Consider the following 14,788-nt stretch of genomic DNA (forward strand, 5'->3'; position numbering starts at 1 on the left):
TCCCCATCCTGAATAAGGGAAGTACTTTACTGGCTGTCCCTTGTACTCGAACTCTATCATTTTATCAGTGCAATTAAGGATTGTTAGCCCTAATCTCTGTATTTCATTTATTGCTGTTCGCATTCTGATAGGTTCTAATTTATTTTGTCTTTCTGTGTTTAATCGCGTCATTAATATCTAAATTTTGTAAAATGAATAATTGCAAATGGTTTATATCTTTCGTATGTTTTAAACCAATTAATAAAATCTTCTTTAAATAGACCGTCATTTTTAGCAACATCAGAACAATTGTAATGTCTGCCTTCAATTATACATTCTGACAAATCAGACGTGAATTCTATTTTTTGAATACCCACATTATCAATACAAGATAATTTTGCAATTTCAACTTGAGGGCTTCTATACGGTTTATCTTTCCAAACTCTAATAGAAATAATCGCTCTACATTCTTGAACTTCTTTAATCCGTTTTTCCCAAAGAGCATAATTTGCTCTTATTGTATGTATTTTCTCATGAGAAATAAATCTATAAACAAAAAATGTCGGCTCACCTGCTTTGGGGTGTTTAGACATAAACTTTCTGGACAATGTTATTACGTATGTTTTCATGTTATTTTACATTGTTTTTAGTTTCTATAATTACATATTCATCATCTCCGCAATCTTCAGGGAACATTCCGAATTTTGGGAAATCTTCTGGATAGGCTAACCGGCAAAGTGGGCAAGAAAACGAATAACATGCTCCTTGAAACTTAACTCCACATATGTCTATCCTCCTTGAAAGTAACAATCTCGCTTTTTTAATAAACTTCTTTGAAAGTCTCCTATTACACTTTATATTTCTTTTTGTAAATCCTTTTGTGACTATTAATTCTGCATCCCAATAATTAACTATCCTATTGTTGTATACATATACACCATCTTCACAACATTTATGGTTACACCCGTAACCATTATTTATAAAGGTATCAGAGGTGAAATATCCGCATTTACGGGCTAAATCATCTATATTCAATAGCTCTTCTTTAACTTCTTGTCCCATTTCAGAATAATTTTTGCTGTGTTAATACTCCGTTTTTCGTTTGAACGATTCCTAAGCATTCGTTTTCATTTGTCAGGAACATTTTTCATGTATTTTAGACAATCGACATTGAATACTTCACTAATAGGCATTATTTAACTCCTTTCTTTGATAAACTTCAAATTAGAAAACTTAAAATATGTTTGATTACTTCTACCGTCCAGCCGTTACCCAACATCCTATAAATCTGGGTATCCGAACATTTCCAAACATACCAATCCGGGATAGTTTGTAGCCTGGAACATTCGGTAGGGGTAAGGCGGCGAATACTTTTACCTATCATTGTTATGTTTTGTCCACTTCCGTCTTCCAGTGCCCTTGCCGGAATCGTGGCGGCTTTTCCGCTTTTTATTTCTCGAAATCCATAATCATCTTTATGCGTTCGGAATGTTCCCGAAAGGACAAGATTATTTTGTTCCCAAGCGTTAGCCGATATAGTAGGTGTTTTTTCTATAAATAATCCGCCATTGTTTTTACCTCGTTGTCTTTGGTATACTAATATTAAGTTATCTTTATGAACCGTGGTTAGAGTATTTGTTTTTCCGTCACTTCTCGGTTCAAGTTGTTGCATATTTTTCTGTCGCCCGGTAATTTTTCGTATTGACTTTCCGTCTTCCGTCCTTTTTTTGAAAAGGCATTCTTCCCTACCTCTCATTGCCACACAAACGAGGTCGCTAACTCCTTTTCCGCCTACGGTTAATGCCCCCATTTTCCCTGATTCATTATGAAATACAGCACCAAACCCGTTACCGGTTTTCTTATGTCTTTCTTTATGCTCTAATAACTTAGATACTACTTTATCGCTTAAAAAGTATTTTTCATCTACGGAAGGCTCTAATATGTCCTTAAGGAAAATATTGCGGTCTTCCGGCTGGGGAATATCCGTATATAGTTCCCCGAACAGACCTTCTTTCCGGGTTCTGATATTGCTCCAATAAAGCCGTACCCTATTTTGTGCGCTGACCAATGCGGAATTTATAACAACGGGCTGAACTCCTAATATTTCGCTTATTACCCTTTCGCATTCTTTCTTCATACGCACGTTTTCAAGAAGGAACTTTACGTTAGGGTTCTTCTCCCTTATCTCTTTCAAAATCCGAACATACTCAAAGAAAAGTACACTTCGTGGGTCGTCAAAATTCAACTGCTTACCGGCAAAGCTGAACCCTTGGCAGGGGCTACCGCCTATAAGCAGGTCTATAACGGGCAAATCCCGTGCGCTAACCTTGGTAACATCCCCCAGCTGTATGGTATCGGGGAAGTTCGTTTGTGTTTGAGATATTGCGTATTTGTCTATCTCGGAAGCAAAGTATTTGTCTACATTTATTCCTGATTCCTTGAGGGCTATTTGCCCGCAGGACATTCCGTCAAAAAGAGATAAAACATTCATATTGTTTAAAATAGTAATGTACATTAATAATTTTTTACCATTTTTTTGTAGGCATGTGTAGCCGTTGTTGGTTAATTTTTTCTCTTACTTCGAGGGTGTATAACTTTACTTGCAGATATCCGAGTTTTTCGTGATTGCTCCTGTACTCTTTGCTTCTTATAGGCAGGTATATGTAATTTCTTTCGCAAACTTCTATCTGTCGCGTCAGTTCTAATTTTTCGGTCATGGTTTATTTTTTTAATAGTTCGTATGCTTCGACATATTCCGGAGTGTTGGGAATTAGAAACTGAAGCTCTTCTTTCAGTCCTTTTATCATTGTCTGAGGCTTTTTCCGGTAAATAGTATTCTTCGGGTTGTAGATATGATGCGATCGCGTATACGCTCTCCATACCGTTCTTTGAGTTCATTGTCTCCCAAATTTGTTGAAATGATAAGAAGGTTTCCTTTTTTTTCGGCCATGTCCATTATTTCTGCAAATGCGGCTCTTTTGTTGCCATAGGAGACGGCTATGTCTTCAGTACCGATATCATCAAGACTGACTATATGTTTTGTCAAAACCTTGTCAATATCGGCATTCATCTCTTGTGCATCAAATGTGCTTACAACCAATTGTTTATATTTTAACAATATAGCGGGTATGGCATAGCGGGAAAGAATGGTCTTGCCTCGTCCGCAATTCCCGAACATGAAAAGTCCCTTGCCTTGATTGTCAGTAAGCCAGTCTGCGACTTTGTCGTATTCAGGAAGCCAGATACATTTTCTCCCTTCAAGCGACAAAAAATAGTCCATCGCGTTTTTAAGGATTATATTCGCATGTGGAATTTTTATATATTCTCTTTGAGGGGGAATTTTCATCCCGTGAGCTTCCATATTTCGGACTACGTCTTCAAAACTCATGATATTCTGTATTGTTGTCATAGCTTGTAAAGGGGTGTTTATTGTTTTTTACTGTTGTCCTTTCCCATGTGCGTATTGCCGCTTTCCAGTCTTTCATTTTGTTTTTGCCTACCATCCAGCCTTTGGACTGATAAAAATCTATGAAGGATGATGGGTCAACGGTACTGTTTCGGTCAGAACAGTACTTTCTCACTTCTTCCAATTGGGGAGGAATGAATTTTTTGGTTTTCCCCTCGGGGGGATTATTAATAGGGGGGATATTATTATTTCTTTCTTCTTCTTTATTAGAGTTTGTGTCCTTCGTGTGTCCCTCGTGTGTCCTTTGCTGTGTCCCCACCTGTGTCCTAAGTTCTTGTAACTCGTTGAGTATCTTGTCGATTACTGTGTCCTTTGCTGTGTCTTTTGCTGTGTCCTTGTCCTTTTTTAACGGATTATAATCTTCATATTTACAGATGGTTATTATACTCATGCCTTGTTTTTCGGTTTCGACTGTAATCGACCCGTCCTTTTTCAACATATTAAGGAATACTCTTACTTTACGTTCTCCCCATTTCCACCGTTTGGATAAAAAGCGAACGGATGCCGGATATTGGCCTCTTCCGTACCGTATTTCTCTCCCTCCGATGTATTCAATTTGCTCGGTTGCCTCAAATCGTGCGCTCTGCAATAAATCGAGCCACGCTTCGCACTCCGAAAATACCCGGGCCTCTCTCCATAGTTTATGTGAGAAAAACTTTCGGCTCAGCATTAAATATCCTTTTTCGTTCATCGCTTAAATTCATCTATGTTTTGCTTGTTCCTGTTCTTGGGATTAAGCGGGTGTCTTTGGTCTTGGTGTATTTTATTGTGGCAATCTTCGCATACGAGGGCGAGCCACTCCAAATGTTCTGATTCTTTGCCCCGAATATTGACCGTACCGACGTAATAGGTTATGTGATGTACTTCTAAATGTATTTTACTTCCGCAACATATGCATTGGTGATTGTCTCTTGTTCTGACTCTGAACCGGACTTCCTCCCAATTACGGTCTCCCTGGAGGGATTTCCGGTAATTGGAAGGCCGGCCCGGCCGATGTTGTAACCGGCTCATATGGCTCTGGAGAATTCGTTTTGCAATTTTTCTACTGCTTCCCGGTTCTTGTTCAGGGTGTTGTACAGGTCTCGTTTCTCATGTTCCGGTATGGATATGATGCCGGCAACCTTCAAACAGCCGTTCCGATAGGTGAGTATATAGTATTTATCTCCTACGGGGACTTGCCAGGTGGATATCATGTCTAACTTGATTTCCTTGGTACCGATTCTTACTGTTTTGGCCAAATCTTTTACTTTGGTATCGGATGCGCTTATCTGCTCCTCGGCTTCTTTCAGGTTCCGCTTGGCTTCTTCGTACTTTTGACGGGCTTCATTCAACTTTTCAAATAATTCCGGTTGTATGATCTCCAGCTCTTCGGCATATTCTCTCCGGGTACAGTCTTTTTCGTAGGCATCCATATAACGGGTTGCCGTGTACCTTATCTGTGTCGCGGTAAAGGTCTTGTTTACGGCATCCTGGCAGCTTTCCAGGCAATCGAACCCGCCTAATACTTCAGGCAATTCTGAATTTTCCGGCAACACGAATTTTACGGTTTCCGGTACATAATCTTTCTCCAATACTTTCATTTTGGGTATAGTTTAAATTGTTTTTATCATGAATGCGGTGGCATAGGCGGCACCGCATCTTTATATTGTCTACTGACCATGCCAGTTCTGCACGGCCTCTTTTTTGGGCTTCGTCTACCGATATGGTATGTGAACAGTCGATGGGGACTCCCGAATTGGCGTTTCTTCCGCATTCTTCGCAAAAGATATATCCGTATTCTTCGAGCATTTGGTTTATCTTTTGCCGCTTTGCTTCTGAAATTTTCCGGTCTATGACGGATTTGGGGATTCTTTCTCCTGATGTCGTGCGGTATGTATTCATATCAGAAGGGTAAATCGTTTTTATAGGGTTCTCCGTTTGCGTCCACTGCCGGAGGTGCCCATCCTTCGTCATTCTGTGCCTGCGGGATAATGGGGCGTATGTCCCCGAAAATGGGTTGGCTGTTGAATTCTTCATCGGACATGGATTGCTGCTTTTCTCTGGAAAAGCTTCGCTTTATAATATGGGTTTTCCCGTTGTTTAGCTTGTCTGATGATAGTCCTATGAAATTGGCATAAACGCCTCTTTCTCCGAGATACAGGTCGTTGTCTTCGATTGGAATCACTAAACATTGTTTGGTTTCTCCGCTTTTCCCTTTTAAAGGGACAACCGCTGCTTTGTCAAACTTAAAGAGATTCAAGTTGATGGATAAGTTGTTCATAATTGTATGGTTTTAATTGTCTATGTCTACCGGGTATAGTTCTTTTGCATTCCAGGAGGGCTGTTTCATGTTGATGAGCCCTCGGTGTCCTGCTTCTGCGTATGCGTCATAACCGGGATATTTCCCTTTTTCCCGGCATTCTGCAACGGTCTGTAGGGCTTGGTAATATTTGTACTTGCCGATTTCTATGTCTTCTGCATCCCATACCAGGACGGCAACTCCATAAGGCGGGAGGGTTTGTACCATGATGTTTATTACACATCTGAAGTCGCGCCCGGTGACTTTCCCGGCCACTTCGCAATACATGCCTTCTGTCAGCTCATAGTTCAGCTTGGCCGACTGGTAGCAATAGTGCGATATGCTTTCGGCTCTTGTGCTTTTTACCGATATGATGGTGTCGGCTCCTATGTTTTCGGAAAATTGCATGGCATCGGGACGGATTCGTTGCTTTATCCCGTAATCGGGGTCGTCGTAATAGACGGATATTTCCCGCTTGCTGTGTTTCAGCAGTTCGGGTAACAGGCCGTCTCCGTACCTCTTGTAGTTGAAATAGGTGATGTCTATGATTTGTTTGTCTATTTCGTCTACGGATGTGAATCCTGATTTGGATTTCAGGATATTGTAATACAGCTTAAGACTGTCCATCCTGTCAAGTTCAAAGCTCCCTGATTCGTCTTTGAGCATGTCGATGTATTGGGAACCGGATATCTTTGTATCGTTGACGACTATTTCATTTAGTGACTGTATCTTGTCTTCCCAGAAGGATATAAGGGAAAGAAGCCCTTTTTTTGAATTTTGCTTGTAGTCCGGTTCTACTATGACCCTGCTGAATTTGCCTGGCTCCAGTATGGCCTGGTGGATGAATTCTCCTAATATGAAATAGTCTTTCTTTTTCATATAGGAGTCTAATCGTTCTTTCCACCCGGATTCTGTTGCGTAGAATAGGTGAAGCGGTGATTTTTGTGCTTCTTTCAATGCTCCGGAATTGATATACTCTTTTGCGGAAAGATATTTTTCCATGTCTTCTTTTACCACTCTTCCATTCAGATTCAGGTCTTTTGTATAGACATGGCGGGGCTTATCCCGGGTGTTCAGAAAGAAGGAAATGTCATCGGCCGTGGCGTATTCGTTTAAGGGACGGGTATAGTCAATGGAGGACAATAGTTTTTCTCCTTCTTGCATATTGGAAAGGGACTCAAAATCGAGCCCCTTTGACATTTCTTCTAATGTGTTCATTCTTTCCCTAATTTCTCGACATCAAAAATCATGGTGGAACCGGATGTGGATTTGTTTTGTCTTTTACCCCTGTATGTGATTTGCAGAGGTGTTTCGGCTGGAAGGTTCTTTATCGCTTCTACCAACACGGTTTGACCCGACAGGAACACTTCTTTAGGGGAAATAAATATTCCACAGGCTACCACTTCCCCGTCTTCGTTGGGCACATTCTTGATGCCCATGTAGTAACACCGGATGGGTTTGTCTTTGAGCGAGGCCCAGTCATCGGCATTTTTGTACTTTGTATTCAGGCTGAATTCCGGTTTTAAACTTTCCAATTTCCCCAATTTTTCTGTATTGGGGATTATCAGTGTTGCCTGTTCTCCTGCAATTTTGGATAAATTTTCTCCATTATTCATAATTATATATTTTAAAGGTTAGTAAAATCAAAATAAAACCTGCCTATCTTCACAGACCGGCAGGCCCAATGTCATTTATTTGAGCTATGTCAGTTGCTTTTCATTACCTTTTCAAATCCGGCTTGGCGTTCGAGTGAATTTCTTAACTTATCTGGATTGTCTGATAAAGTGCCTCGGTAGATTTCTTCATCGTGATCATCCAGGATAGAAAGAAAATCTTTATTTTTCGAAGACGCGAATAAAATTACTTTCACTTTTATATTATACGTCTTGAATATCTCTGCTTCCATCTGCCTTGCTGCATCGATTACCGTTTCGGCCGCTGCTGCCGCTTTTTCATATAGTGTGTCCATGTCACGTATTTTATTATGTTCGTAAAGTCTTTTATAATTTGACATAAAAGGATTGAAATTCCTATTATAATAGCTGATGAAAATAGAATGTGTAGTGTGCTCATATTGCAGGCTTGAAAATATTATACATTGCGGAAAATATGTCAATCGGCGCGCTGCACTTTTTGCAGTAATATTCTCCGTCTTCATTTGCCGGGGTATCGGCAGGTATGAGTTCCCCGCAACAATCACAAGGCCTCATTTCTTTACACTTTCCACAAACGCAATCAAACCATTCATTGCTGTACACCTCCCTTTTGGGAATATAGCAGCCACAGCCTTCGCAGATTTCATAATCTTCTTCGAATCGGTCATTTATGGCCTCTTCGATGGCATCGCTTTTGCAGGTTTCAAAAAGTTCTTTCATTTTTTTGTGTTTTTTAGTTGCTCCCGCGAGGAATATTCTCTACGTCCTCACGGGAATGTATTTTGAATGATGTAAAACATCATTTTAGTTCAATTTCTCTTGCTTATTAGTTTATCGAGCGAAAACCTTTAGGTTACAAGCAGCGTTTACAACTCGCTCTATCCGGTGAAAGGGCTTGTCAATCGTCTTGACTCCCCGGACAGCACCGGAACTGTCCATTTTTCCCAACAAGTCAAAGAACTGGTATTTTTTGTAGGCTTCCGGGATTCGAACCCGGATGGCAGCAGTCAAAATCTTACTAACCAATATTTTATTATCTGCCGTTTTGCCATTTAAACTAAAGCCTTTGATACGCAAAAAATAAGAATCGGACTCTCGACGCTTCGACGAGTCGTGTCGCTTCTCAGCGAGTTGCTTATAATCTCATACTATTTATTGCACCTTTTTATATAGGGCGTATCTAAGCACATCTGATGCATTGCACATCCATTTCCCATTTTGGCTATCTGAAGGCTTCGTAGCCCTTATTTGCCCTCTTTCAATTAATCGGAATAATCGTCCCCTTCCTCCGACAATACGCCCTGATTGTCTCTGTCCAAAAAATTGATTATTCATAACTGTCAGAATTGTTTGTAGTTGCTCTTCTGCACTCATGATTTTTTCTTTTTAGGATTATTTTAATACCCTCTTAGGAAATTTTACTAACTGACCGCCATACTCTTTTATGGCTACTTCTCTGATTTTGTCTGGGCGTTCGCCTGATGAAGCAAATCGCAAAGCGTATCTGACGGCTTGTGTGCTTACATTGAACCTCTTGGCTATCTTGGAGGTATCTCCCCATTTTACTATTATCTTTTCCATTATCCTATTGTTTTTATGTTATTCGTTTTTTTCTTTGTTGTTCCCACAGGCCCATTCGATGCGGCTGCTCATGCTTTGCTGTGGGATTTTCATTAATTTTGTAGTGCCGAAACAAAAATTAAAGAATCATGTCAGACTTATGTCTTTTTAAATGATGGAGTAAATGTCTGACACATACTCCGGCATAAACGGCTTCTTCCCGCGTATTGAAAATATTTCCAGCATCTTCAAGTAGTCTGCGCCAATAGGGAGGAAGCCCGTCTTTACATGCTCCGGAGAAAAGGTTGGTCACGGGTTCGGGAAGAAAATCGCCCTCCCGGAGATAGTATGCCTGCTCCGAAGAAGAAAAGCCTTTGTGTCTATTCTTATACTTTTTATGTTTTCTCATTGCTTAACTATTTTTAATTTATTATATTTGTCAATTATGGTTTTCCACTTTGGAAACGATGTTGTTTCGTTGTGATTACAATGCAAATATAAACGGTTTGCCTTTTATATCAAAATATAAATACGATAAATAATAGGCAAACCATTTATTTAGAATTAATATAAATAATATATTTATGGTAAGTACTATAAATGAAAGGATTAGTATTATTATATCCGAATTAGGATATAGAAGTGTTCGTCAATTTGCAAATAAAATAGGTATAGCGCAAACATCACTAAATGACGTGGTGAAGAAAAATGCTGAACCAAAATTTTCAACTATTGATAAAATATTAAAAGCTGAACCGCTTATTTCTTCAGACTGGCTTCTAACAGGCGAAGGGGACATGCTAAAAAAAGAAAAAGGTTATATGGAGATAGGAGAAAGTGGTACATCTCCAATTCTCAATGAATACCAAGAAAGCTATAATACAAAGGGACGCTTAGAAACAATACCTCTTGTTGAAGATATAAAGGCGACATGTGGAACTCCGGACGGATTTAGTGTAGCCATCAAAAAAGATGATTGTACACCTATCATCATTCCCGGGCTGAACGGGGAATTTGCCATAAGGGCTAAGGGGCGCAGTATGATAAACCGGAAGAACCCGGAAAAGTCTATCAACGAGAACAACATTATTGTATGTAATCGCTGGACGAGCCGATCCTATATAAGGTGGGGCGAAGTGTATGCTTTAGCTACAAATGATGGAGTTGTTGTAAAGCAAGTGGTGCCCTCGGAGCAAGAAGGCTATGTGCGTTGTGTCTCATTTAACGAAGAGGAAGGGTATAAGGCTTTTGAACTTCCTGTGCTTGAGATAAGCGACTGGGCCATTGTGGTAGGGGTGGTGAATATCGCCCTGTTTGCGTGAATTGGGGGGATTGGATTTTGAACTGATATTTTATAAACTATAAATATTTGTTATGGAAAAAATAAATAAAAAGAAAGCTGCCAAATACTCACTCATTGTGTTTTTATGCATTATTCTGTATCTGTTCGCTTTGAATGGACGTTATATGCATGTTGATAGATATATTATATTGGATAAGTGGACGCATAAGCTTTATAAACCAAGTTCGGATTGTATACATGAATGGGAATAGAATGTTTAATTTTAAAGCTATATATATGAAAAATCTTACAATATTACTTATATTATTTTTTACGACAATATCGCCCTCATATTCTCAAAAAAACATAACAGGGTTTATGGGCATTGAGTTTAGAGACTCTCCAGAACGTTGCATCAAAAAAATAAAGGAAAGGTTCCCGGATATTAGTTATGAAATAAAAAATGATGAAATATTATTTTATGATATTGATTTTGCCGGAATTACATGGGCACTTCTAAGCTTAGAATATTTTGATAATAAATTATGTAGGGCTCAATTTATAATTATAAGAGAATATGACCTTGAGAATACATATCAAATTTTATTATCAAAATTAGAACGTTCTTATGGGGTAACATTTAGCAGCGAAGGAACTTATAGGTACATTAGAAATAACAATGCAATATTGTCGATAAGTTATTCAAAGGACGACGAATCATCAAAAGAGAGTAGTGTATGTATTGCTTATAGTGATGATAGATTAAGAGAACTCAAATCTGAAAGAGAAAATTCAGATCTGTGAATTGAAGACTACTTTGCTATTATGTAGGAGTGAGAATATTGCATTATTTGTGTGAATTATGAAGAAAGTTTGCTTTTAACTTAGTAATAACTTTATGAAAAACTTTTTCTATTTTTTTGTATTTTTTACTTTTTCAATTTGTCGAGCCGAAGTTTGGGATGGAATAACAAAGATAACACCAGTTCCCAATAGTGAAGGTGTATACATTATAGATAGTCCAGAAAAACTGGCAGGATTAGCAGAGATTGTTAATTCTATAAAAGATTGGAGTGCAAATAAAACCTTTAAACAAACATGCGATATAAATCTTAACAACAAAGCTTGGATTCCAATTGGAGGAAACTTCCATTTTGATGGGATATATAATGGTAATAGCTATAAAATAGATGGCTTATATTTGCCTGCCCAAATATTAATAAATCAAAAGCAGATAAATAATTATGGATTATTCGGCCTTAATAGTGGAGAAATAAAAAATTTAATAATTAACACTGCTACATACGACAACAATTATAAATTCACATTAAATTATGGAGCTATTGCAGGGTTAAACTCTGGTACTATTTATAAATGTATTTCTAACGCTAACATTGATTTATCAAGTAGCAATTCTTCTGTATTATCCGGTGGTATAGTTGGAGAAAACCGAGGCAAGATTATAGAATGTGTCAATACTGGAAATATATCAGCCCACGTAAGTGAAGGATATTATAAAAATTCTTGTGCCGGAGGCATTTCAGGTAGAAATTTTGGTGAAATTGGAGCTTGTGAAAACAAAGGGTCTATAACTGCATATACAGGAGAAAGCACAAATGGCGGTTCTGTAGATGCTTATGCCGGCGGGATATCGGGAATGAATGATGCACTTCCTGAAGGAAACATTTATGCTTGTAAAAACTCAGGCAATATAAAATCAGAAACAGGGGAAGAAAAATTTATGGACAGTTATGCCGGAGGCATTGTTGGTAGAAATGAAGGGATAGTTCAATCTTCATATAGTTTAGGAAACATTATAGGAAATATAAAAGGTGGTACTATTGGATATAATAATAATTTAGTTTCTGGATGTTTTTATAGTTATACTATCTCTGGTTGCGATGATTCAGATAAAGGGCTACCTGTAAGTATATCTCAAATAAAAAACGAAATATCAGAAGAGATGAACGCTATTCTTGAGATTGAAAATATAAACTATATATGGACTACAGATGAAAATAATTTATATCCCTATATTAAAGTCAAAAGTGAGGCATCCGGAAACATTGATCAAAAAGTTCAAAATATTAAATATTACATAGATAATAACATTTTAAAAATCTGGAATATACCTTTTAATACCAAAATTTCCTTATATTCTATCGATGGAATACAACTCCTTGACAAAAGAGCGAATAATAGTATTATTGAAATTCCTATTAATCTTTCAAATGGGATTTATATTTTGAACATTGACGGGTTACTATCTATAAAAACTGTAATTGAATAACCTTATGAAAAAACTATTATTCATTTCATTATTACTTTTCCCCTTGTTGAGTGCAGGGGTTAAAGAAAGCTCCAGCACAGTATATATCTGTAATGGTCCAAAATCTTATGCTTACCACAAAACAGATAAGTGCAAAGGTTTACGACGATGTAGTACTGAAATCGAAGCTGTATCTCTAAAAGAAGCTTTGGATATGGGGAGAAAAGCTTGTAAAATATGCTATTAATTAAGACAAATTTATAGATGGAGCAACTCCCCAAAAGACTTTATGTTCCAACTGATGGATGAAGAATTTAAAATTTGTAAATCACAATTTGTGATGTCCAATTCTGTAAAAATGGGAATGAGACGTAAACCATATGCATTTACAGAACTTGGAGTTACAATGTTAAGCAACATACTTAACTCTAAAAAGGAGACATACAAATAAATCTATTTACTAAAACGAATCCAAGGTCATTCCAAGAATGCATATAATAAATTGAATACCAATATATTATCTGATAAATTAAATTTTCACTCGTAATGAAAAGGTCGCCGGTTCGATTCCGGCTTGCGGCTCAAGACAAAATAAATTTATATATCAGACAATTACGGTAAAAATCTACCGTAATTTTTTTATACTATAAAATTTTAGATGTTTTAATATTTGCTACACAAATATTATATAAAAATTCGGTTTGCCTCCATTATTTCCTCCCAAAATGAGAATAATACAAATTTTGATTACAACTCCTGATATTAATTAAAAGTGATTCACTAATATATCATTTAATATGAAATCAAAGGTAAAAATGAGAATAATAACCTAAAATTATAGCTATATTCTGTATTTATTTTTTATCACTAAATTTGCACTTTCTCCTTTAGATTTTTGTTATATGGTTTAAATGATTTGATTTTATGAATAAAAAACAAGAAGACATTCTCAATATACAATGCAAACCCAGCTTATTTGCACTGAGTCCTTTATTCGTTTTTTTGAGTGTTTACCTTGTTACGTCTATCATAATAAACGATTTTTATAAAGTTCCTATAACTGTCGCTTTTCTGATATCGTCTGCTTTTTCAATCCTTATATCACGAGGTAAAACATTAAATGAGCGTATTGTACACTTCTCTGCGGGAGCCTCGAATGGAAATATTATGTTGATGATTTGGATTTTTATTTTAGCAGGAGCATTCGCCCAATCAGCTAAAAGCATGGGAGCCATTGATGCGACTGTAAATCTTACACTACAAATACTACCTAATAATCTATTATTAGCAGGAATGTTCATCGCAGCATGTTTCATATCCCTGTCTATTGGGACATCCGTAGGAACAATTGTAGCTCTAATTCCTGTCGCTGTCGGTATTGCTGAAAAGATTGGAGTAGATATTCCTTTTATTGTTGCAATTATTGCTGGAGGAGCATTCTTTGGAGATAATCTTTCCTTCATATCCGATACAACCATTGCTGCAACCAAAACTCAAGGGTGCCTGATGAAAGATAAATTTAAAGTAAATAGTATGATAGTAATACCAGCTGCGATACTTGTACTTATATATTATATTTTTTGCGGGACACAAGTACATACACCAGTACAACCCGGTTCTGTACAATGGATAAAAGTACTTCCATATCTTGTTGTATTAGGTACAGCTATTGCAGGAATAAATGTAATGATAGTTCTTATCTTAGGCATCATTGTCACTGGCATTACTGGTATATTCACATCAGGATTTGACTTCTTTGGCTGGTTGGGAGCAATGGGTGAAGGTATATTAGGTATGGGAGAACTCATTATCATCACACTAATGGCTGGAGGAATGCTTGAAATGATTCGGATTAATGGAGGGATAGCTTATATTATCAAGAAAATGACCCAAAAAGTAAAAAGCAAACGAGGCGCAGAACTCAGCATTGCCGGTTTGGTCAGTTTTGCTAATTTATGTACGGCCAATAATACTATAGCCATTATTACTGTAGGGGGGATAGCAAAGGACATCGCCGAAAAATTTCATGTTGATAAACGAAAATCAGCCAGTATACTCGATACTTTTTCTTGCCTTATACAAGGGATAATCCCTTATGGAGCTCAAATGCTTATGGCTGCATCTCTGGCTGAAGTTTCCCCTCTTGAAATTATTCGTTACCTCTATTATCCTGTATTGATGGGTATTGCAGCATTATTTGCAATTTTATTTCGTTATCCCAAACGATATTCATAATAAATATATTTTTCTCTTTCTGTTCATAAAACAATCTTATTGTATTTATTTTAGTACATTTGTA

22 protein-coding genes, 1 tRNA gene and 1 pseudogene are annotated in these 14,788 nt (G+C 37.4%); 6 read left to right on the top strand and 18 right to left on the bottom strand.

Going from position 1 to position 14,788, the window contains the following annotated elements; all coding sequences use genetic code 11:
* Nucleotides 1-170 precede the first annotated feature (170 nt).
* From BN2628_RS08290 to BN2628_RS08365, 18 genes are all read right to left on the bottom strand, one after another.
* Nucleotides 171-608 carry a hypothetical protein gene (locus tag BN2628_RS08290; protein WP_055096816.1) on the bottom strand — a complete coding sequence of 146 codons (438 nt, stop codon included), beginning with the start codon at nt 606-608 and terminating at the stop codon, nt 171-173.
* Nucleotide 609: 1 nt separating this feature from the next.
* On the bottom strand, nt 610-1,041 hold the full coding sequence (locus BN2628_RS08295) for a hypothetical protein (protein ID WP_055096818.1): 432 nt from the start codon (nt 1,039-1,041) through the stop codon (nt 610-612).
* Between the two features lie 157 nt (nt 1,042-1,198).
* Nucleotides 1,199-2,470 carry a DNA (cytosine-5-)-methyltransferase gene (gene dcm, locus BN2628_RS08300; protein WP_055096821.1) on the bottom strand — a complete coding sequence of 424 codons (1,272 nt, stop codon included), beginning with the start codon at nt 2,468-2,470 and terminating at the stop codon, nt 1,199-1,201.
* Between the two features lie 34 nt (nt 2,471-2,504).
* Nucleotides 2,505-2,696 (bottom strand): hypothetical protein, encoded by a 192-nt coding sequence (locus tag BN2628_RS17255; RefSeq protein WP_154668431.1) that lies wholly within the window; start codon nt 2,694-2,696, stop codon nt 2,505-2,507.
* An 86-nt stretch (nt 2,697-2,782) separates the two neighbouring features.
* Nucleotides 2,783-3,388, bottom strand: a complete 606-nt coding sequence (locus BN2628_RS08305; protein ID WP_257606432.1) for a P-loop NTPase family protein — start codon at nt 3,386-3,388, stop codon at nt 2,783-2,785.
* The gene (locus BN2628_RS08310) at nt 3,357-4,136 is read right to left on the bottom strand and encodes a hypothetical protein (RefSeq protein WP_055096824.1); all 780 of its coding nucleotides are present in this window, start codon (nt 4,134-4,136) and stop codon (nt 3,357-3,359) included. Before BN2628_RS08310 ends, BN2628_RS08305 begins: the two co-directional genes overlap by 32 nt.
* Complete coding sequence (locus BN2628_RS08315) at nt 4,133-4,456, bottom strand: HNH endonuclease (protein WP_074024063.1); 324 nt, start codon at nt 4,454-4,456, stop codon at nt 4,133-4,135. The genes BN2628_RS08310 and BN2628_RS08315 overlap by 4 nt, the downstream gene beginning before the upstream one ends.
* Nucleotides 4,453-5,025, bottom strand: a complete 573-nt coding sequence (locus tag BN2628_RS08320) for a hypothetical protein (protein WP_154668432.1) — start codon at nt 5,023-5,025, stop codon at nt 4,453-4,455. The genes BN2628_RS08315 and BN2628_RS08320 overlap by 4 nt, the downstream gene beginning before the upstream one ends.
* The gene (locus BN2628_RS08325; protein ID WP_055096828.1) at nt 4,952-5,326 is read right to left on the bottom strand and encodes a hypothetical protein; all 375 of its coding nucleotides are present in this window, start codon (nt 5,324-5,326) and stop codon (nt 4,952-4,954) included. The genes BN2628_RS08320 and BN2628_RS08325 overlap by 74 nt, the downstream gene beginning before the upstream one ends.
* A gap of 1 nt (nt 5,327) precedes the next feature.
* Nucleotides 5,328-5,705 carry a hypothetical protein gene (locus BN2628_RS08330; protein ID WP_055096830.1) on the bottom strand — a complete coding sequence of 126 codons (378 nt, stop codon included), beginning with the start codon at nt 5,703-5,705 and terminating at the stop codon, nt 5,328-5,330.
* Between the two features lie 12 nt (nt 5,706-5,717).
* Complete coding sequence (locus BN2628_RS08335) at nt 5,718-6,941, bottom strand: exonuclease family protein (protein ID WP_055096832.1); 1,224 nt, start codon at nt 6,939-6,941, stop codon at nt 5,718-5,720.
* The gene (locus BN2628_RS08340) at nt 6,938-7,339 is read right to left on the bottom strand and encodes a hypothetical protein (RefSeq protein WP_055096834.1); all 402 of its coding nucleotides are present in this window, start codon (nt 7,337-7,339) and stop codon (nt 6,938-6,940) included. The genes BN2628_RS08335 and BN2628_RS08340 overlap by 4 nt, the downstream gene beginning before the upstream one ends.
* Nucleotides 7,340-7,428: 89 nt before the next feature.
* Nucleotides 7,429-7,692, bottom strand: coding sequence for a hypothetical protein (locus BN2628_RS08345; RefSeq protein WP_154668433.1), 264 nt, complete (start codon nt 7,690-7,692; stop codon nt 7,429-7,431).
* Between the two features lie 100 nt (nt 7,693-7,792).
* On the bottom strand, nt 7,793-8,098 hold the full coding sequence (locus tag BN2628_RS08350; protein ID WP_055096837.1) for a hypothetical protein: 306 nt from the start codon (nt 8,096-8,098) through the stop codon (nt 7,793-7,795).
* A gap of 255 nt (nt 8,099-8,353) precedes the next feature.
* Nucleotides 8,354-8,445 (bottom strand) — tRNA-OTHER (locus BN2628_RS17260).
* 85 nt (nt 8,446-8,530) lie between these two features.
* Nucleotides 8,531-8,752, bottom strand: a complete 222-nt coding sequence (locus BN2628_RS08360) for a hypothetical protein (RefSeq protein ID WP_055096841.1) — start codon at nt 8,750-8,752, stop codon at nt 8,531-8,533.
* A gap of 18 nt (nt 8,753-8,770) precedes the next feature.
* Nucleotides 8,771-8,959: a hypothetical protein gene (locus tag BN2628_RS17265; protein WP_154668434.1), complete on the bottom strand. Its 189-nt coding sequence runs from the start codon at nt 8,957-8,959 to the stop codon at nt 8,771-8,773.
* A 118-nt stretch (nt 8,960-9,077) separates the two neighbouring features.
* On the bottom strand, nt 9,078-9,347 hold the full coding sequence (locus BN2628_RS08365; RefSeq protein WP_055096844.1) for a hypothetical protein: 270 nt from the start codon (nt 9,345-9,347) through the stop codon (nt 9,078-9,080).
* A gap of 175 nt (nt 9,348-9,522) precedes the next feature.
* Here BN2628_RS08365 and BN2628_RS08370 point away from each other — a divergent pair, with 175 nt between their 5' ends.
* The 6 genes and pseudogenes from BN2628_RS08370 (at nt 9,523) to BN2628_RS08395 (ending at nt 14,724) form a co-directional block, all read left to right on the top strand.
* Nucleotides 9,523-10,260: an XRE family transcriptional regulator gene (locus tag BN2628_RS08370; protein ID WP_055096846.1), complete on the top strand. Its 738-nt coding sequence runs from the start codon at nt 9,523-9,525 to the stop codon at nt 10,258-10,260.
* A 257-nt stretch (nt 10,261-10,517) separates the two neighbouring features.
* Nucleotides 10,518-11,024 carry a hypothetical protein gene (locus BN2628_RS08380; RefSeq protein ID WP_154668435.1) on the top strand — a complete coding sequence of 169 codons (507 nt, stop codon included), beginning with the start codon at nt 10,518-10,520 and terminating at the stop codon, nt 11,022-11,024.
* A 94-nt stretch (nt 11,025-11,118) separates the two neighbouring features.
* Entirely contained in the window at nt 11,119-12,510 is a 1,392-nt protein-coding gene (locus BN2628_RS08385; RefSeq protein ID WP_055096851.1) for a T9SS type A sorting domain-containing protein, read from the top strand.
* A gap of 4 nt (nt 12,511-12,514) precedes the next feature.
* On the top strand, nt 12,515-12,736 hold the full coding sequence (locus BN2628_RS08390; protein ID WP_074024105.1) for a hypothetical protein: 222 nt from the start codon (nt 12,515-12,517) through the stop codon (nt 12,734-12,736).
* Nucleotides 12,737-12,766: 30 nt separating this feature from the next.
* Nucleotides 12,767-12,922 (top strand): annotated as a pseudogene (locus BN2628_RS16810) (ORF6N domain-containing protein); the annotation flags it as partial.
* Between the two features lie 491 nt (nt 12,923-13,413).
* Nucleotides 13,414-14,724, top strand: a complete 1,311-nt coding sequence (locus BN2628_RS08395; protein ID WP_044225419.1) for a Na+/H+ antiporter NhaC family protein — start codon at nt 13,414-13,416, stop codon at nt 14,722-14,724.
* Nucleotides 14,725-14,788 lie beyond the last annotated feature (64 nt).

The organism is Gabonia massiliensis (genome assembly GCF_001403595.1).
Classification (GTDB): Bacteria; Bacteroidota; Bacteroidia; order Bacteroidales; family Coprobacteraceae; genus Coprobacter; species Coprobacter secundus.

Bases quoted from the DNA above. Each gene is read 5' to 3' on its own strand.
- BN2628_RS08290 (WP_055096816.1), bottom strand. From the start codon at position 608: ATGAAAACATACGTAATAACATTGTCCAGAAAGTTTATGTCTAAACAC.
- BN2628_RS08295 (WP_055096818.1), bottom strand. From the start codon at position 1,041: ATGGGACAAGAAGTTAAAGAAGAGCTATTGAATATAGATGATTTAGCC.
- dcm (WP_055096821.1), bottom strand. From the start codon at position 2,470: ATGAATGTTTTATCTCTTTTTGACGGAATGTCCTGCGGGCAAATAGCC.
- BN2628_RS17255 (WP_154668431.1), bottom strand. From the start codon at position 2,696: ATGACCGAAAAATTAGAACTGACGCGACAGATAGAAGTTTGCGAAAGA.
- BN2628_RS08305 (WP_257606432.1), bottom strand. From the start codon at position 3,388: ATGACAACAATACAGAATATCATGAGTTTTGAAGACGTAGTCCGAAAT.
- BN2628_RS08310 (WP_055096824.1), bottom strand. From the start codon at position 4,136: ATGAACGAAAAAGGATATTTAATGCTGAGCCGAAAGTTTTTCTCACAT.
- BN2628_RS08315 (WP_074024063.1), bottom strand. From the start codon at position 4,456: ATGAGCCGGTTACAACATCGGCCGGGCCGGCCTTCCAATTACCGGAAA.
- BN2628_RS08320 (WP_154668432.1), bottom strand. From the start codon at position 5,025: ATGAAAGTATTGGAGAAAGATTATGTACCGGAAACCGTAAAATTCGTG.
- BN2628_RS08325 (WP_055096828.1), bottom strand. From the start codon at position 5,326: ATGAATACATACCGCACGACATCAGGAGAAAGAATCCCCAAATCCGTC.
- BN2628_RS08330 (WP_055096830.1), bottom strand. From the start codon at position 5,705: ATGAACAACTTATCCATCAACTTGAATCTCTTTAAGTTTGACAAAGCA.
- BN2628_RS08335 (WP_055096832.1), bottom strand. From the start codon at position 6,941: ATGAACACATTAGAAGAAATGTCAAAGGGGCTCGATTTTGAGTCCCTT.
- BN2628_RS08340 (WP_055096834.1), bottom strand. From the start codon at position 7,339: ATGAATAATGGAGAAAATTTATCCAAAATTGCAGGAGAACAGGCAACA.
- BN2628_RS08345 (WP_154668433.1), bottom strand. From the start codon at position 7,692: ATGGACACACTATATGAAAAAGCGGCAGCAGCGGCCGAAACGGTAATC.
- BN2628_RS08350 (WP_055096837.1), bottom strand. From the start codon at position 8,098: ATGAAAGAACTTTTTGAAACCTGCAAAAGCGATGCCATCGAAGAGGCC.
- BN2628_RS08360 (WP_055096841.1), bottom strand. From the start codon at position 8,752: ATGAGTGCAGAAGAGCAACTACAAACAATTCTGACAGTTATGAATAAT.
- BN2628_RS17265 (WP_154668434.1), bottom strand. From the start codon at position 8,959: ATGGAAAAGATAATAGTAAAATGGGGAGATACCTCCAAGATAGCCAAG.
- BN2628_RS08365 (WP_055096844.1), bottom strand. From the start codon at position 9,347: ATGAGAAAACATAAAAAGTATAAGAATAGACACAAAGGCTTTTCTTCT.
- BN2628_RS08370 (WP_055096846.1), top strand. From the start codon at position 9,523: ATGGTAAGTACTATAAATGAAAGGATTAGTATTATTATATCCGAATTA.
- BN2628_RS08380 (WP_154668435.1), top strand. From the start codon at position 10,518: ATGAAAAATCTTACAATATTACTTATATTATTTTTTACGACAATATCG.
- BN2628_RS08385 (WP_055096851.1), top strand. From the start codon at position 11,119: ATGAAAAACTTTTTCTATTTTTTTGTATTTTTTACTTTTTCAATTTGT.
- BN2628_RS08390 (WP_074024105.1), top strand. From the start codon at position 12,515: ATGAAAAAACTATTATTCATTTCATTATTACTTTTCCCCTTGTTGAGT.
- BN2628_RS08395 (WP_044225419.1), top strand. From the start codon at position 13,414: ATGAATAAAAAACAAGAAGACATTCTCAATATACAATGCAAACCCAGC.